Below are 14,358 nucleotides of genomic sequence, written 5' to 3'. Positions count from 1 at the left end.
GAGGAGTTCGGCGTGATGGCCCGCGGCGTGGCATCCAACGGCATTGTCATCGGCCAGTTCCTGATCGCCTCCCTGGCCGTCATGCAGATCGGCTCCGAATATGGCACCCGCATGATCACCACAACCCTCACTGCGGTGCCCCGCCGGATCACCGCCGTTCTGGCCAAGACGCTCGTGGTCGCTGGAACCTCCTTTATCGTTGGCGCCGCCGCGGCCCTCGTCTCCTACGCCGTCGCCCAGCCGCTCCTCGAGCCCCACGGGCTCAGCTACCCGCTCATCGCTGACGGGGTGATCCGGGCCATCTTCAGCACCGGGGCCTACCTCGCCCTGGTCGCCGTCCTCGGCCTGGGTATCGGGACACTGCTGCGCAACAGCGCCGGCGGCATCGTGGCCACGCTCGGAGTGCTCATCGTCCTTCCGATCATCGTGGCGATACTTTCCAGCGTGAACGGCTCGTTCAGGGACCTTGGGCTCTACCTGCCCACGTCCGCCGGCACCGACATGGTGGCAATCCGCACCGCGCAGGACCATCTGACCCAGGCCCAGGGAGGCCTCGTTGTCCTAGCCTGGGCGGCGGCGGCCCTGGCTGGGGCGCTCGTGAGCGTGAAGCGCCGGGACGCCTGAACAAAACAGCAACCTCATACGGGTGCCCGGCAACAGTCACGGCAGCCTGCATATACTGCGGGTCGCCTAACCGAGCGGCGGCTTAGCGAGAGTCGAGCAGGTCACGAGGAGTTGTACCTGTGTTCGTCCTTGCTGACCACCGGGTACGCATCCACCTCGATACGGCAGGCGACGATTCCAGCGAAGCCCAGATTGGTACTGCCGTGCTTCCTGCATTGGTGACGCTCATAGACACGGCCGACCCGGCCGGCAGCCGGTAGGCGATGCCCTGGCTGCCTTTGGTGTTCATGAGCGGCAGTTCACCGCGGTACGTCTGTGAGCCCTCGGGTGTCGTCCAGTTCACCGTGGCGCGCACCGCATTGCCGGGCGCCAGGAACTCCACGAGGACAGTCGCAGGCTCAACAGACCCGGCGGGGCGGATGTTCGCTGACACCGCCTGGCTGACCGCGCCCACGAACAGGGCAGCCACGCCGGTTCCAATCCAGAACCATTGCTTAGCTGTGGGCATTGCCTGTCCTTCTGTGGGTCCTCTGGGCCGGGAGGTCGGCTGTTCGGCTATGCGCAGCCTACCGTGGCCGGCCTTTCGGGCCACATGCGTTCGACGTCGAGTTCCAGACCGAAGGCTGGAGAGCCAAGCGGCAACTGCACGGCCTCGGGGCTATGGTTCGATCACAAGTGCGATTGTAGGGATGACGGGAACGGCTGATCCCCAAAAGAATCAGTGACGCCGATGCTGCGGCGCCCCCGGTCGGTTGGACAATTAGTCCAGCAGGACCTTGGTGACGGCAGTTCCCCACGGAGGCCAGATCATAGGCTCACCACTCAATGCGGATCACTTTCGCGTGTCCAAGGTCGTCCGTCTAAAGGTGGCGTGTACATTGTCCACACCGCTTATACGGGATGCTGTGGCTCATTGGGACCTTTCCGCTGTGGGCCTCCCACACCTGCGACGCCCTTCGCGATGTCCACAAGGAGACCCGAAGTCGGCCGGCTCACCGCGGCGCTGGGCTGGGTCAAGGAACCGCAAGGATGAAGACCGCGGCGACGCGCAGGCCATCGGCTCCCCGACGGGGCGTGCCGGTTCCGCGACACGGGAATAGCGGGGCTATGGTGTACGTTTCCGTGCCGTCAGCTAAAAACGCCCGAAAAGAGAAGACCCAAGTGGCAACCGATTACGACGAAGTACGTTCTGACGTCAAGGAATCACAGGACCGGTCCCTGGAGGCGCTGCAGTCCGCGAACGCTCCGGACGCCCAAAGTGTCGTCCGTGCGCTGGACGAATCCGATGCTCTGGATGAGGCCATGGCCCCCGGTGGGGAGTTTGTCTCCGAGGAACTCATTGTTCAGGTGATTCCCCAGGCCGAGGACGAGTTCACCTGCTACTCCTGCTTCCTGGTCCGGCACCGGTCCCAGCTCGCCCGTGAAAAGGACGGCCACTCGTACTGCATCGAGTGCGAGGGTTAGAACGCTCCTGCTCCAGATGCCCGGCCATTGGTCCTGGTCCAGGCAAGAGCCGAAAGAAGGAAGCGATGAACACCCCTCCATACCTGCGCTGGGACGAATCAGGCCAGCAGCAGCTCCTCGCCCGGGCTGAAGCGCTGCTCCAGCGGCGCGGACGGTGCCTGCTCGGAATAGCCGGCGCGCCCGGTGCCGGAAAATCCACCGTCTCCGAATCGCTGCTGCCGCACCTGCTCACCAATCATGCCCGGCAGGTCGCCCTGGACCCCGTGGACGGCTATCACCTGGCGCAGTCGTTGCTCGAGTCCGGCGGCCTTGAGCACCCCAAGGGCGCTCCGGACACCTTCGACGGAGTCGGATACGTTGCCTTTGACCAACGCGTACATCTCACGGGTCGGCCGGTGCCCGTACTTCCCGGGCCGCACCAGCACCCCGAAGTGCTCGATGTCGGAGCCGGCCGGGGCGGCAGGGGTCCGGCTGCCCGTAGATAGGGTCATGGTCGATTGCTAACTGAGGACTGGGTTGTTCATGGTCGGGTGACCAGGAATCTTTGGGCGCGCGTCGGCAATGCCGTCCGAGGAGTGAAGTTCCGCCCAGGTTTGCTGCGGTGCCAGCATCCGCGGTGACTCGTCGAGGACCGGCACCGTCCGGGGCGGAGGAGGGGGGTGACCCGCTGCCGGGCCGGTTTGCGTTGCCCGGGGATGCTCTGGGCTGGCCGGGCCGCAGCGGCAGCGATCTGCGGTCCGCTGATGAGCGACCACTTTTCGGGGCGAAGCCGGTGCAGAAAGACCTGGCCGACAACCGCGTCGCGGCAGGGCAGCAGAACGCACCGTATTCCTTGCCGGAGGCCTTGGTGCGACGAAGCTTGATGACGGCATTGGGCACGTCGGCCTTCGTTTCTCTGATCCACCGGTCGACGACGCGGTGGATCTCCGGCCGGTTCTCGAAGCGCTTCGGGCCGACCTCGTCCCTGACCTGGATGTTCGGGACCCGGGTTCACCGTTTGCCCGGCCCGGGGCTGCCAGCGGTCCACACGAGCATGGGCTTTTCGCATTTCCAGCACGCGTTCAGTGTCGCCCAGATGAAGATGTCGGATGCGGGCGGCACCCGGTTCGGGCCGAAGGCGGAGGACGCCGGGGCGCTGTATTCGTGCGTCTGCTGGACGGCGAGCTCGAACGCGGCGCGTCTGGCCTCGTCGGCTTTCAGCTGGGCGATGCGACGTTCCTAGTCGGCTTTCCGGGCGGCCACCTGCAGGGCCGGAGATCCTTGCGGCCAGTTCGGGCCGTGCAGGAGTGGCAGCAGATGAACGCGTCCATGCTCTTGGCCTGCGCGACGAAGTCCTGACTGACGTCGATCCGGAGCAGCTGTTCGACGACGTCCGGGATGTCCGAGGTTTTGCGGAAACCTGTCACGGCCGCCGGCACGGTGGTGGCGCTCCACTCCAGCGGCCGGGGCACGAGCCTCACGGGGAAGATGCCGCCCTCGAAGTACCGCTGGCTTCGGGCCGCGTACAGGTCCGGCGTCTGGGAGGACAGCTGGACTTCGAACGCCACCTTCCGTGCCCCGTCATCGGACTCGGCGAGGACGTCGACGATCCACTCACGGGAAGGATGCGGGTGCTCGATGATGGCGCGCCACCCCGGCAGCCGGTCGATGCCCACGGCCAGGGCCTCCTGCATGGCCAAGTGCTGCGGCGTCTCACCGCCATGCTCGACATCACAGCCGGCGGTGGACAGGTGCGCGAAGAACCTGGTGTCACCGCGGGCCTTGGCTTCGGCCCGGACACCGCACAAGGGCATGACCAGTTATTTGCGCTCATCCGCGGACTCCAGCGTCAGCCAGGACTCACGCGTGTGCTTCGTGGCATCGACCCGTTCCCCATCAAGCATGGCCACCAGCGGCATTGTCCACCTCGTTAGCGGCCGTTGCCGCTGACGGACCGATTCAACCACGGCCGCAGCGATCTTGCGAGAGACATCATGCCGGGGGTGCGGCGGCCATCGGCGATCGGCGACGCCTACTGAGTCGGGGCACAGGCGGCATATCACGACACACTCGACCCTGTTGCGGTATCTGGCGCGCGTTTAAGGAAAAACACAACGTCATATGGTGGATCTGTGGTTAGACTCGCGGCGTAGGCGAGCGGGCTGGTCCGGCGCAGAAGAATCTATGGGGGGAACATGCTTCGCATTGCCAGTAAGCTGCGTATGCGGCTGGCCATTTCAGTCTTGGTCTGTTTATCGCTTTTGTTCGTTGGGGGCCACCCCGCAGCAGCCGTCGTTGACACGTCGACCGCCAGCATCAGCGGGAGGATCACCGCTCCCGCCGGCGTCACAATGACCTCATTGAGCGTGATGGCGATGACCAGTTCCAACGGCTACGCGGGCAGCGGCGTGGTTAGTGCCGACGGAACGTACACCGTGTCTTACCTGCCAGCAGGCTCCTACAAACTGAGCTTCGGTGCTGTTTCTGGCTACGACAGCGGCACACTGACGCAGTGGTACAGCAACGCGACCACTTTCGAGACTGCCATCCCGGTGACCGTGACGGCGGCCCAGGCTGTCACCGGCATCAACGTCACCCTAAAGAAGGATTCCCGCATCAGCGGAAAGGTCACTGCGCCGCCCGGCGTCAACTTGACCAAAGTGATTGTCTATTCCCAAATGGCCGCATCCGGCACGCAGACGGGGTTTTCCTTCGTTGGCGCCGACGGGACCTACAAGATTACCGGCCTGGTGGCGGGCCGTTACAAACTTCAATTCGGCGGGGTCGACAGCAACGCCCTATGGCAGTGGTACAGCAACTCGACCTCCTCCGAGACCGCAACCGCCGTGACCGTCACCGCCGGCCAGGCCGTCACTGGCATCAACGTCACCCTCAAAAAGGCTGCCAGCATCAGCGGAAAGATCGATGCTCCGCCCGGCGTCGACCTGACGCATCTGAATGTAGCGGTGGCGCCGGTGACCGGCTCTGGCGTCTACGGAGGTTTTTCGGACGTGGGCGCCGACGGGACGTACAAGGTGCCTGAACTGTCCGCCGGAAGCTACAAACTGCAGGTCACTCCGGGGGACACCAGCGCGGCTCCTCAGTGGTACGTCAATGCGAGCTCATTTGAGACGGCCACCGCCGTGACCATTTCCGAAGGCCGGAACCTCACCGGCATCAACGTCACAGTCAAGACGGGCGCCACCATCAGCGGGAAAATTACCGCGCCCCCCGGCGGCGATCTGACCGGCGCCAACGTGTATGTGTTCCCGACCGGGACCCGGATAACGAGCATCCCGGGCATTCCCGTAGGCGCCGACGGAACCTACAAAATCTCCCAACTGGTGGCAGGCAGCTACAACCTGTTCTTCCAGGGAACACGCACCATCCCTCCGCAGTGGTACAAGAACGCGACCTCCATAGAGACGGCAACCCCGGTGACCCTTGCCACTGGTCAGAACCTGACCGGCATCAACATGGCCCTATTCCTCAAGCCATTGGTCCTCGGGCCAACTCCGGTGCCGACAATCACGGGCACGGCGAAAGTCGGATCCACGCTAACCGCGGTCCCGGGCACCTGGGGACCGGCCTCGGTGACTTTGGCGTATCAGTGGATAGCCAACGGCGTCGCCGTCACAGGGGCGACCGCCGCCACCTTCAAGCCCGCCGCGGCCCAGATGGGCAAGACACTCACCGTCAGTGTTACCGGAATGAAGGTCGGCTACACCATGAACACGAAGACCTCCACGGCCACGGCTGCCGTCGCTGCGGGCACGCTCGGACCGGCTCCGGTGCCGACAATCACGGGCATGGCGAAAGTCGGTTCGACGGTGACGGCTGTCCCGGGAACCTGGGGACCGGCACCGGTGGCCCTGGCCTATCAGTGGAAGGCCAACGGCATCGCCATCACGGGCGCGACAGCCGCCACTTATAAAGTCGCCGCGGCTCAGCTCGGCAGGACTCTCACGGTCGCAGTCACCGGTACGAAGGCTGGCTACACGACAAAGTCGAAGACCTCCGCGGCCACGGCAGCGATTGCCGCGGGCTCGCTCGGGCCGGCGCCGGTGCCGACGATCACGGGCACGGCGAAGGCGGGCTCCACCCTGACTGCCGTCGCGGGTACGTGGGGACCTGCGCCGGTGACCCTGACGTATCAGTGGAAGGCCAACGGAGCCGCCATCACCGGCGCGACCGCCGCGACCTACAAGCTCACGACGTCCCAGGCAGGCAAGACCATCACGGTTACCGTCACCGGCACCAAGACCGGCTACAGCACCAAGTCGAAAACCTCGGCGTCGACAGTCCAGGTCGTGTGACAACGGGCCTCGTGCCCGACAAGTAGCCGACTGTCGCGAGTAGGCTACCTGACGTGTCAGGAAGCGGGTTCCAGTTTGGCGAGGCACTCTGCGACCGCTCCCGTCACGGCGCGCCTTGGGGCATTTGGCCAGCCACCGCTTCAGCACGGCGATCTCCTCGTCCTTCTGGGAGAGCCTTCGGTGGACGACGGCGGCCTGCTCGGTGTACCGGGGCGCCGGCTCACGGCCCCCGCGGCCCTTTTCGGCGGCCTCGATGGCTTTGTAGTAGAGGACTAGGGCTTCATCGAGCCGGCCGTCGCGTTTCAGCTGCTTGATCGGCTCCACGAGCTCGAGGTAAGCACGCCGTCGACCATGCCGCGCTTGAACTGGGCCGCTCGTGTCCCGCCGCCGGCCAAGGCTTCCTGAACCGTGTCGCGCCGGTCCCGGTAGGCCGCATTGGCGCGTTCGGCCGCTGTCAGGGCCGGCGGGTCTTCCTGGATGTGGTGCCATTCCGGAGCCGAGCTGGCCGAGGATGCGGTGGCGACTTCCGGCGGAGCCCGGCACCGTCCTGCAGTATTTCAACGCCCGCGATGAGCGGATCATCGCCGTGCTGTGCGACACCGGCCTCTGGCGGGTCACCGCCGCCACCGGACGTGGTGCCGTGCACCAGCTCTCCTGGACCCCGGCGGCCCTGGCCGCCGATCTGTGGCGGGTGACCTACTACGATGTCGTCCCGGAGCCCTGACAAGCGGAAACATGGCGACAACAGCCACGCCAGGTATTACGATCATCTGTGGGGCCGGGGGACCGGCCCGAAGACTTGGGGGAACAATTGAAAACACTCGCCGTCCGTCTCGGCATCGCCGGGGCACTCGCCGCGCTCTCGCTTGCGGGCCTCGCCGTGCCGGCTCACGCCTCATTGACGGCGGACCCCTGCGGTCCCGTCGTCGACTCCGTCAAATTCTGTACGGCCGAGAACGGAGCGGGCTACGCCCTGCTGGTCGACACCGCCGCCGCAGGCCCGCGGCCCGGCATCAGCGGAGCCCTCCAGGTCGGCAGCACCGTGACCGTTGTCGACGGCACCTGGGATCCCGCGGACGCCACCTTCACGCACCAGTGGCTGCGCAACGACGTGCCGGTCCTCGGCGCCACCGGCCCGACCTACCTGCTCACCGAGGCGGACCTCGGCAAGGGCATCCGGGTCAAGACCACGGCGACAGCCTCGGGCTACGCCAAGACGACCCTACAGTCCACCAAAACCGTCCCCGTCACGAATGCCGGCGCCGCCGTTCCCTCCATTCAGGCATCGGGCGTCTCGTTCCAGTTGGTCGGTGAAGGCACCAGCCTCGACGATCCCAGCCGCCTCGTGATCGCCATGCCCGGGTCGTTTTCGGGAGCGCCGGTCATCTACTTCCAGTACCAGTGGCTTCGCGACGGTGAGCCCATCCCGGGTGCCACCGCGAAAATGTTCGACACCACGGGATGGGGTTCGACGGGGCTGCTCAGCGTCAGGATCACCGGCCACGCTCCCGGGTTCACACCGGCCACGCGGACCTCGCTCCCGAGAGGCGTGTCCGAATTCAACCCCACCCCGGGCACGGTGGTCACCGGCAACACCGGGCTCGGGGACGTCCTCACCGCCGTCGACGAGATTCCCTGGCAGGGCTTCACCGGGCCGGGTGAACCGATCGGGCACACCTACACCTGGCTGCGGGACGGTGTCCTCATTCCCGGAGCCACCGGGATGACCCGCAGCATCACTGCCGAGGACCAGGGGCACACACTGGTCGTGGAGACACACAGCACGAGGCGTTGGTCTTACGGCACCTCCTACTCCAACGCGGTCGCCGTGCCGGCTGCCGCGGGCACAGGTGTCGAGCTGAAGCCGCTGAGGAACGTCACCAAGCTCGTCCTGACCGGGTCCTTCATGACCGGCACGCCGATGACCGTGACGGCCGGCACCTGGTCCGAACCGGCCGAGAAACTGACGTTCACCTACGACTGGATGCTGCCGGACGGAAGGATGTGGGACGCCGGCCCGAGCTACGCCCCGGGCAGGTTCCAACTTAACCAGATCGTCTCCGTCTTCGTGACGGTCTCGGCCCCAGGCTATGCCCCGACCCGCATTAAAGTCATCGCACCCAAGCCCTTGAGCATGCATGACCCGGATCAGACCAAAGCCCCGGCCATCAGCGGCACAGCGACCGTGAGGGAGACACTAACCGTCAACGCCGGCGTCTGGACCCGCTATGACATGAGGGTGGTGAAAGAGTCCCGCCAGTGGCTGCGCGACGGCGCCCCGATCGCCGGGGCGACCGGCAGCGACTACACCCTGGTGGGGGCAGACTTCGGCAAGAAAATCTCCGCCAGAGTCACCTCCACGATCGAAGGCAAGATCCTGACAACCCAGACGGTCAACACCCCGGCGAAGGTCGCCGCTGCGGCACTGGTTGCGGCCTCGCCGACGATAGCCGGCACCGTCACGGCCGGGAACGTCCTGACCGTGAAGCGGGGCACCTGGACCTGGGGCACCGCCTTCACGTACCGCTGGCTGCGCAACGGCGTCACGATCTCCGGAGCCACGGAGCCGACCTACAAGGTCCGGACCGCCGACAAAGGCGCCAGGATCACGGTCCGGGTCACGGGCTCCCGCCTCGGCTACACCACCGTCACCAAGACGAGCGGCTCCTACACCGTGCGCTGACCGGCCGGTGCTATTCAGAGGGCAGCGTCCGCGAGGGGGCTGCCAGACATTGCGATCATCTGCGGGGCCGGGGGACCGGCGCGAAGACTGGGGGAAGAATTGAACAAGAAGACTGTCTGTCTCGCCGCCGTCGGGACACTCGCCCTGTTGCTTGCCGGGCTGGCCGCTCCTGCGCAGGCCGATACCGGGGGGTGCGGCCCGGTGGTTGACTGGGTCAAATACTGCACCGCAGCTGACGGCTCCGCCTACCCGGTGTTGATCAATGAGGCCGCCACTGGCCCTCGCCCGGTCGCCGCCGGCACACTGCTGGTCGGCAACACGCTCACCGTCTTCGACGGCGCCTGGGAACCGGCCGACGCAACATTCACGCACCAATGGGTCCGCAACGACGTTCCCATCCTCGGCGCTACGGGTGCCACGTACACGCTTACCAGGGCGGACGCCGGCAAGTACGTCCGGGTCACGACCACAGCGACGGCGCCCGGCTACGCGACGACTACGATGTGGTCCCTCAAGGGCGCGCCCGTTTCGAATGCCTCCGGCCCCATCAAGTCACTCCATCCGGCCACGACCTTTACGGTCGAGCCCGCGACCACGTACCCGGCCCTGCCGAGCCCCATCATGGTTGCCCGCACGGGCAGATGGATCGACTGGGGTCTTGCCCGGGACGTCCAGTTCAACTACCAGTGGCTGCGCGACGGCGAGCGCATCCCGGGCGCCACCGGCCGAACGTTCGACCGCACAGGCTGGGGACCGACGGGGGCGCTCAGCGTCCGGGTCAACGCCTTCGCCGCCGACTACGATCCGGTCACCGTCATCGGACACGCCGGATCCGGCTCATTCTCCCCGGCGACTCCCGGCGCCGTGGTTACCGGCGGAACCGGTCTCGGGGAAATCCTGACTGGCACCGACGATGTACCTTGGCAGGACAGCATTCTGGGCCCGAACCGGTACCCGCACGCCTACCAGTGGCTGCGAGACGGTGTCGCGATTCCCGACGCAACCCCCCTGACCTACACCATCACGGCCGAGGACCAGGGCCACACCCTGGTGCTGTTCACCGACACCGATAAATACGATGCCCACTCCAACGCGGTAGCCGTACCGGCGGCCGCAGGCCTCGAGCTGAAACAGCTGACGAACGTCGCCAAACCGGTCCTGACCGGCGACGCCCTGACCGGGCGGGCCATGTCCGTGACGCCCGGCACCTGGTCCGCGCCATCCGAAACCCTGACCGTCACCTACAACTGGCTGTCACCGGACGGAAAAGTGTCCGGCACCGGCCCGACCTACAGCCCGGACGCGAACGACGTCGGGGCCACGGTCACCGTCCTCGTGACCGCCTCAGCCCCCGGCTACGCCATGGCCCGGGTCAAGGTCACCGCTCCGAACCCCGTGACAGTTCCTGACCCAGCACAGAAGGTCCGGCCCGTTATAGGCGGAAACTTCCGGGTAGGTGCATTCATCGGCGTGGGATTCGGCGTCTGGGCCGATTACCGCCCGGGACTCACCTGGTCCCGGCAATGGTTCCGCGACGGGGTCCCGATCACGGGCGCCACCAGCACGCAGTACCATCTGGCGCCTGCGGACTTCGGAACGGACATTTCCGTCAAGGTAGCTTTCACGCTGGACGGCAAGCCCCTGAAGACCCAGACGATTAAGGCCGCGGCGAAAATTGGGCCCGCCAACATCAAACCCGGGGTACCGACGATCACTGGCACAGCCAAAGCCGGGAAAGTGCTCACCGCGAAGCCCGGAACCTGGACGCGCGAAACGAAGTTCACGTACCGCTGGCTGCGCAACGGCGTCGCGGTCTCCGGAGCCACCGCCTCGACCTACAAAGTCCGGACGGCCGACCGGGACAAAAAGATCACCGTGCAGGTCACGGGCACCCGACACGGGTACACCAGCGCCACCACGGTCAGCGAGGCCCTCTTCGCCCGCTGATGCGCCACCACGGCACGGGCTTCAGCGTCGGTGATCCAGTCGAACACCGCGCCGCCGACGTCCGGACGGCCACGGCCGGCTCGCCGTAGCGGACGCCGAGGACCTAGTCCCGGCCGGTGAGGGCCCGGATGCCGCGGCGCAGCAGCGCGACATCGTCCTTGAGCTGGCCGTCCAGGATGTGTGGCGGGTTCCGGCGCACGAAGGTGCGGACGAGGTCGGTGCCGAGGGGGTGGTTGTCCTTGGCGTAGGCCAGCCGGTCCAGGGAGACCGCGAACCGGGCTTGCGGGTCGGCTTCGATCCGCGCTTTCGTATCGAGAAGCATCTGGTCAGTCATGGTTCTCCCTAGAAGGCTGTCTCTGGTTCGCGGGCCGAGATCCGCTCGGCCAGGGTCGGCGCTCCGGCGGTGATGCGGCGCGCGCTGTCCCGGGCTTCGGAACGTGTGTACATTGACCCTGCTCGGGTCCCTCTGACGCTTGTCGCGGCTGGTGCCTGGCTGCCGCGGTGGCCTGTGAAGTTGTGTGGGTGGCGGTTCAGGTCCCTGGCTGGTGGGCCCTCCGCCTGCTGGGATGTGGGCTCATTCGGGCCTCCTTTTCTGACTTGTTCTGGTGGCCCTGGTTGGTCTTGTACCTGTTCATGCCGCGGGGTGCCGCTGACGACATGACCTGCCGGGATTTCTTGAAGATTTGTTTCTCCGGACTCCTTGTTTACCGGCGGCCTGGGGGAGGGGTCGGGGCCCCCTTGTCAGGCGAAAGGCGGTGAGCACATTGTCCACACCGGAGTGAGGTCCTCCCGTTGCTCCTGTGTGGCTCCCTCCGTGCATACTTCCGCTGAGACGTGTTCATGGGTCCACGAGTTCGGTGCGGTCGGTCCACGGGTCGGCGATGCCGATGTACTGGGTGGTGGTGTATTCGGCGATCCCTTCGGAGCCGCCTTCGCGGCCTAGCCCGGACTGCTTGACGCCACCGAAGGGCGCGGCGGCGTTGGAGATGACGCCGGCGTTGAAGCCGACCATGCCGAATTCGATCTGCTCCGCGACGCGCAGCAGTCGGTTAAAGTCGCGGCTGTAGACGTACGAGGCGAGGCCGTATTCGCTGGCGTTGGCGAGCCGGATGGCGTCCTGTTCGGTGGCGAAGGTGGTAACCGGGGCGACGGGGCCAAAGATTTCCTGGCGCAGGATTTCGGCGTCGTTGGGCACGTTGGCGAGCACGGTGGGCGGGTAGAAGTAGCCGGGACCGTCCGCGGGGGCGCCGCCGGTGAGGGCGGTGGCGCCGGCGTCGACGGCGGCGGACACGAGGGCGTGGACGTCGTCGCGGGCGCCGGCGTCGATGAGCGGGCCCACCTGGGTCTCCGGTTCGGTGCCTCGGCCTGTGGCCAGGGCGCTCATGGCCGCGGCGAACTTTCGGGTGAACTCCTGTGCGACGGATTCCTGGACAAGGAAGCGGTTGGCCGCGGTGCAGGCCTCTCCCATGTTCCGCATCTTCGCGGCCATGGCGCCGTCGACGGCCTTGTCCAGGTCCGCATCCTCGAACACGATAAACGGTGCGTTGCCGCCGAGCTCCATGGAGGTCCGCAGGACATTCTGGGCGGCATCGGTCATGAGGCGCTTGCCCACCGGGGTGGAGCCGGTGAAGGAGACCTTCCGCAGTCGGGTATCGGCCAGCAGCGGCCCGGAGATTCCGGCGGCGCTGGCGGAGGCCACGACGTTCAGGACGCCGGCGGGCAGACCGGCGTCGAGCATGGTCTGGGCGAACAGCTGTGCGGTCAGGGGGGTGAGCTTGGCCGGTTTGAGGACCATGGTGCAGCCAGCGGCTATGGCCGGGGCGACCTTGCGGGTGGCCATGGCGAGGGGGAAGTTCCAGGGGGTGATCAGCAGGCACGGGCCCACGGGCTTGTGCTGGACCAGGATTTTGTTCTTGCCTTCGGGGGTGGTGAGGTAGCGGCCGTAGTCGCGGACGGTTTCTTCGGAGAACCAGCGCAGGAATTCGGCGCCGTAGGTGACTTCGCCGCGGGCGTCGGCCAGGGGTTTGCCCATTTCCAGGGTCATCAGCAGCGCGAAGTCCGCGGCGCGCTCGGTCACGAGGTCAAAGGCGCGGCGCAGGATTTCGGCCCGTTCACGCGGGGCGGTCCGGGCCCAGGAAGCCTGCACCTTGTCCGCGGCGTCGAGCGCCGCGAGTGCGTCTTCGCTGGTGGCGGACGCCAGGGTGGCGAGCACCGCGCCGGTGGCGGGATCGTGGACGTCGAACGTGCCGCCGTCGGACGCGTCACGCCACAGTCCGTCGATGAGCAGGCCAGTGGGCACGCTGGCGATCAGCGCCGTCTCCCTGGCCGAGCTGATGGCGGCGGAGGTCATGGGTGAAACTGTCATGGGAATGTCTTTCAGTAGGCGTGATGAAGTCGGCGCATGCCTCCAAGTGCGGCTAGAGGCTGTCCTGGATCTGGGGGCGCTGGGCGTTCGCGATGCTGACACGGGGGTTCAGGCCGAGTGAACCTGGATCAACGGCAATCATTCCGCCGTCGACGGGCAACACTGCGGCATTGATGTACGACGCTTGGTCTGAAAGCAGCCAGGCCACGACTCGGCCCACTTCGGAGGCCTCCGCCGGCCTGCGGCTCGGCACGAACGAGGTGGCCGCAGCATAAGCATCTTGACGTTCCAGCCCGAGTTCGATCCCATATTCATCCATCTCAAGATCTGCCATTTCCGTCCGGGTCCATCCTGGACACACAGCATTGGCCCGAACACCCAACGGCCCGTAGTCCACGGCCACGGACTGCATCAGCATGACAAGACCCGCCTTTGTGGAGTTGTACCCGGCGATGCCGCCGGTTGCCCTCAGCGCGGCGGCGGAAGCGACCCCCACGATGGCGCCTCTCGCCGCCACGAGGTGCGGCAACGCGGCGCGGACCAGACGGAATGGTCCGGTCAGGTTCGTCCTGACCATGTCGTCCCAGTCTCGATCTGTCAGCTCCCCGGCGGGGCCGGGTCGGAGAATTCCCGCGTTCAGCACAAGGCCATTGATGGATCCAAATCGGTCGAGGGTGCGTGCAACTATTCGGTGGATGTCGTCATCTGACGAAGCGTCCGCGGCGAAGGGAATCGCGCCCGTGGATTCAGCAACTCCATGGAGAGCTTCGAGCCGGCGGCCGCAAATCACGACGTCCCATCCTTCGGATCTAAGGGCCTTGGCTGTTGCTGCACCGATGCCTGTTCCTCCCCCGGTAACGATGGCTACGGGACCAGTGTTCAATTTTCAGTCCTTCTGTAGGGGCCGGATCGGAAGTCCGCCGACAAACCTCTCATGACACCAGACACTGTTTCCCGGGCTGACTGTAGGCCGGGAACAG

General features: G+C 66.2%; 13 protein-coding genes. 7 read left to right on the top strand and 6 right to left on the bottom strand.

Features of this window, described 5'->3' with window-relative positions; all coding sequences use genetic code 11:
• A partial coding sequence (locus AC1DEY_RS15800; RefSeq protein ID WP_476868784.1) for an ABC transporter permease occupies positions 1-624 on the top strand: 624 nt, incomplete at its 5' end.
• An 82-nt stretch (positions 625-706) separates the two neighbouring features.
• Here AC1DEY_RS15800 and AC1DEY_RS15795 read toward each other — a convergent pair.
• Positions 707-1,132, bottom strand: a complete 426-nt coding sequence (locus tag AC1DEY_RS15795; RefSeq protein ID WP_476868783.1) for a hypothetical protein — start codon at positions 1,130-1,132, stop codon at positions 707-709.
• Between the two features lie 653 nt (positions 1,133-1,785).
• On the opposite strand from AC1DEY_RS15795, the gene AC1DEY_RS15790 reads away from it, so the two are divergent.
• Entirely contained in the window at positions 1,786-2,088 is a 303-nt protein-coding gene (locus tag AC1DEY_RS15790) for a DUF4193 domain-containing protein (RefSeq protein WP_476868782.1), read from the top strand.
• A gap of 98 nt (positions 2,089-2,186) precedes the next feature.
• Here AC1DEY_RS15790 and AC1DEY_RS15785 read toward each other — a convergent pair whose 3' ends face one another.
• Positions 2,187-2,579: a hypothetical protein gene (locus AC1DEY_RS15785; protein WP_476868781.1), complete on the bottom strand. Its 393-nt coding sequence runs from the start codon at positions 2,577-2,579 to the stop codon at positions 2,187-2,189.
• A gap of 281 nt (positions 2,580-2,860) precedes the next feature.
• On the opposite strand from AC1DEY_RS15785, the gene AC1DEY_RS15780 reads away from it, so the two are divergent.
• Positions 2,861-3,310 carry a hypothetical protein gene (locus AC1DEY_RS15780; protein WP_476868780.1) on the top strand — a complete coding sequence of 150 codons (450 nt, stop codon included), beginning with the start codon at positions 2,861-2,863 and terminating at the stop codon, positions 3,308-3,310.
• Here AC1DEY_RS15780 and AC1DEY_RS15775 read toward each other — a convergent pair.
• A complete protein-coding gene (locus AC1DEY_RS15775; RefSeq protein ID WP_476868779.1) occupies positions 3,285-3,881 on the bottom strand; it encodes a competence protein CoiA family protein in 597 nt (198 codons plus the stop codon). The two genes, AC1DEY_RS15780 and AC1DEY_RS15775, sit on opposite strands and share 26 nt — an antisense overlap.
• A 561-nt stretch (positions 3,882-4,442) precedes the next feature.
• Between AC1DEY_RS15775 and AC1DEY_RS15770 the strand changes: the two genes are divergently transcribed.
• From AC1DEY_RS15770 to AC1DEY_RS15755, 4 genes are all read left to right on the top strand, one after another.
• Positions 4,443-6,383, top strand: a complete 1,941-nt coding sequence (locus AC1DEY_RS15770; protein WP_476868778.1) for a hypothetical protein — start codon at positions 4,443-4,445, stop codon at positions 6,381-6,383.
• Between the two features lie 511 nt (positions 6,384-6,894).
• Positions 6,895-7,107, top strand: coding sequence for a hypothetical protein (locus tag AC1DEY_RS15765; RefSeq protein ID WP_476868777.1), 213 nt, complete (start codon positions 6,895-6,897; stop codon positions 7,105-7,107).
• An 87-nt stretch (positions 7,108-7,194) separates the two neighbouring features.
• Positions 7,195-9,066: a hypothetical protein gene (locus AC1DEY_RS15760; protein WP_476868776.1), complete on the top strand. Its 1,872-nt coding sequence runs from the start codon at positions 7,195-7,197 to the stop codon at positions 9,064-9,066.
• A gap of 99 nt (positions 9,067-9,165) precedes the next feature.
• Positions 9,166-11,013, top strand: a complete 1,848-nt coding sequence (locus AC1DEY_RS15755) for a hypothetical protein (RefSeq protein ID WP_476868775.1) — start codon at positions 9,166-9,168, stop codon at positions 11,011-11,013.
• 103 nt (positions 11,014-11,116) lie between these two features.
• Here AC1DEY_RS15755 and AC1DEY_RS15750 read toward each other — a convergent pair whose 3' ends face one another.
• The 3 genes from AC1DEY_RS15750 to AC1DEY_RS15740 form a co-directional block, all read right to left on the bottom strand.
• Positions 11,117-11,347 carry a hypothetical protein gene (locus AC1DEY_RS15750; RefSeq protein WP_476868774.1) on the bottom strand — a complete coding sequence of 77 codons (231 nt, stop codon included), beginning with the start codon at positions 11,345-11,347 and terminating at the stop codon, positions 11,117-11,119.
• A gap of 504 nt (positions 11,348-11,851) precedes the next feature.
• A complete protein-coding gene (locus tag AC1DEY_RS15745; RefSeq protein ID WP_476868773.1) occupies positions 11,852-13,378 on the bottom strand; it encodes an NAD-dependent succinate-semialdehyde dehydrogenase in 1,527 nt (508 codons plus the stop codon).
• A gap of 52 nt (positions 13,379-13,430) precedes the next feature.
• Positions 13,431-14,261 carry an SDR family NAD(P)-dependent oxidoreductase gene (locus AC1DEY_RS15740; protein ID WP_476868772.1) on the bottom strand — a complete coding sequence of 277 codons (831 nt, stop codon included), beginning with the start codon at positions 14,259-14,261 and terminating at the stop codon, positions 13,431-13,433.
• Positions 14,262-14,358 lie beyond the last annotated feature (97 nt).

It is taken from the genome of Arthrobacter sp. 05T47 (genome assembly GCF_056395825.1).
The sequence above is the reverse complement of the archived record's forward strand: the minus strand, read 5'-3'. Positions and strand labels throughout refer to the sequence as shown.

Bases quoted from the DNA above. Each gene is read 5' to 3' on its own strand.
- AC1DEY_RS15795 (WP_476868783.1), bottom strand. From the start codon at position 1,132: ATGCCCACAGCTAAGCAATGGTTCTGGATTGGAACCGGCGTGGCTGCC.
- AC1DEY_RS15785 (WP_476868781.1), bottom strand. From the start codon at position 2,579: ATGACCCTATCTACGGGCAGCCGGACCCCTGCCGCCCCGGCCGGCTCC.
- AC1DEY_RS15775 (WP_476868779.1), bottom strand. From the start codon at position 3,881: ATGCCCTTGTGCGGTGTCCGGGCCGAAGCCAAGGCCCGCGGTGACACC.
- AC1DEY_RS15770 (WP_476868778.1), top strand. From the start codon at position 4,443: ATGACCAGTTCCAACGGCTACGCGGGCAGCGGCGTGGTTAGTGCCGAC.
- AC1DEY_RS15765 (WP_476868777.1), top strand. From the start codon at position 6,895: ATGCGGTGGCGACTTCCGGCGGAGCCCGGCACCGTCCTGCAGTATTTC.
- AC1DEY_RS15750 (WP_476868774.1), bottom strand. From the start codon at position 11,347: ATGACTGACCAGATGCTTCTCGATACGAAAGCGCGGATCGAAGCCGAC.
- AC1DEY_RS15745 (WP_476868773.1), bottom strand. From the start codon at position 13,378: ATGACAGTTTCACCCATGACCTCCGCCGCCATCAGCTCGGCCAGGGAG.